The organism is Fructobacillus broussonetiae, assembly GCF_018437275.1.
Classification (GTDB): domain Bacteria; phylum Bacillota; class Bacilli; order Lactobacillales; family Lactobacillaceae; genus Fructobacillus; species Fructobacillus broussonetiae.
Genome location: NZ_JAAMFK010000010.1, coordinates 1 through 1431, shown reverse-complemented (window position 1 = coordinate 1431; position 1431 = coordinate 1). Strand labels below are relative to the sequence as shown.

Genomic DNA, 1431 nt, shown 5'->3' with positions numbered 1-1431 from the left:
AGAAGTGAAAGTGCTGTGAAGTATGGAGCGGACTAGTACTAATCGGTCGAGGACTTAACCAAAGAGTCGAAAATGAGTAAGTTCATTTAGGAAAAGATAAGTAAGGATTATTTAGTTTTGAGTGTAAAAGCTCAAAGGTGTCGTGTTGATGGCAAAGAGGAACCACCTGTTCCCATCTCGAACACAGAAGTTAAGCTCTTTAGCGCCAAAAGTAGTTGCCGGAACGCTGGCTGCGAGGATAGGACGACGCGATGCCTGTACATATAAAACGAGTTAACGCTCGTTTTTATTTTTGGACGCTTAGCTCAGCTGGGAGAGCACCTGCCTTACAAGCAGGGGGTCACAGGTTCGATCCCTGTAGCGTCCATTGACTAAGGTCAAAACGCCGCGTCGTGCATCCAGCCGACTTAGCTCAGCTGGTAGAGCACCGCTCTTGTAAAGCGGGGGTCGAAGGTTCGAATCCTTTAGTCGGCATATTATGCGAACATAGTTCAGAGGTAGAACATCACCTTGCCATGGTGGGGGTCGCGGGTTCGAATCCCGTTGTTCGCTTGGAATGCCGGCGTGGCGGAATAGGCAGACGCACAGGACTTAAAATCCTGCGATGGAAACATCGTACCGGTTCGATCCCGGTCGCCGGCATATTATGCACCTATAGCGCAATTGGATAGAGTGTCTGACTACGAATCAGAAGGTTGCAGGTTCGACTCCTGCTAGGTGCATTGTCTCAATTATCCAAGAGACACGGGCTACAATAGTCCAAAAAGGAAACGGGACGTAGCTCAGCTTGGTAGAGCACCTGGTTTGGGACCAGGGGGTCGCAGGTTCGAATCCTGTCGTCCCGATGGCTGGAAACAGCGGAATCGCGGTGTAGCTCAGCTGGCTAGAGCGTTCGGTTCATACCCGAGAGGTCGAGGGTTCGATTCCCCCTGCCGCGATAGGCTCGAACAGGGACCATTAGCTCAGCTGGTTAGAGCAGACGGCTCATAACCGTCCGGTCGTTGGTTCGAGTCCAACATGGTCCATAAATGGCCATAACATTATGGAGAATTACCCAAGTCTGGCTGAAGGGAACGGTCTTGAAAACCGTCAGGTCGGGAAACCGGCGCGAGGGTTCGAATCCCTCATTCTCCTTAGGGCCAAGGCCCAACATTCGAATAATATTATCGCGGGATGGAGCAGTTCGGTAGCTCGTCGGGCCCATAACCCGAAGGTCGTAGGTTCAAATCCTACTCCCGCAATTTGGTCGCATGGTCTAGGTGGTTAGGACGCCTGCCTGTCACGCAGGAGATCACGGGTTCGAGTCCCGTTGTGACCGTTTTCTTAGTAGAAGAAAAGTTGGCTCTGTAGCTCAGTTGGTAGAGCAATGCATTGAAGCTGCATGTGTCGGCGGTTCGATTCCGTCCAGCGCCATAGGGTTCAACCCGAAAA

The 1431-nt window shown here is 51.6% G+C and carries 12 tRNA genes and 1 rRNA gene; all 13 read left to right on the top strand.

What is annotated here, in order from left to right:
• Positions 1–138: 138 nt before the first annotated feature.
• Positions 139–255 (top strand): 5S ribosomal RNA (rrf, locus tag G6R29_RS06150).
• 39 nt (positions 256–294) lie between these two features.
• Positions 295–367, top strand: a tRNA-Val gene (locus G6R29_RS06145).
• A gap of 34 nt (positions 368–401) precedes the next feature.
• A tRNA-Thr gene (locus G6R29_RS06140) sits at positions 402–474 on the top strand.
• Positions 475–480: 6 nt separating this feature from the next.
• Positions 481–552, top strand: a tRNA-Gly gene (locus G6R29_RS06135).
• 6 nt (positions 553–558) lie between these two features.
• Positions 559–642: transfer RNA gene (locus G6R29_RS06130), tRNA-Leu, on the top strand.
• Positions 643–648: 6 nt separating this feature from the next.
• A tRNA-Arg gene (locus G6R29_RS06125) sits at positions 649–722 on the top strand.
• A 49-nt stretch (positions 723–771) separates the two neighbouring features.
• Positions 772–845: transfer RNA gene (locus tag G6R29_RS06120), tRNA-Pro, on the top strand.
• 19 nt (positions 846–864) lie between these two features.
• Positions 865–938, top strand: a tRNA-Met gene (locus G6R29_RS06115).
• Between the two features lie 13 nt (positions 939–951).
• A tRNA-Ile gene (locus G6R29_RS06110) sits at positions 952–1025 on the top strand.
• Positions 1026–1044: 19 nt separating this feature from the next.
• A tRNA-Ser gene (locus tag G6R29_RS06105) sits at positions 1045–1134 on the top strand.
• A gap of 33 nt (positions 1135–1167) precedes the next feature.
• Positions 1168–1241: transfer RNA gene (locus tag G6R29_RS06100), tRNA-Met, on the top strand.
• A 3-nt stretch (positions 1242–1244) separates the two neighbouring features.
• A tRNA-Asp gene (locus G6R29_RS06095) sits at positions 1245–1318 on the top strand.
• 22 nt (positions 1319–1340) lie between these two features.
• Positions 1341–1413 (top strand) — tRNA-Phe (locus G6R29_RS06090).
• Positions 1414–1431 lie beyond the last annotated feature (18 nt).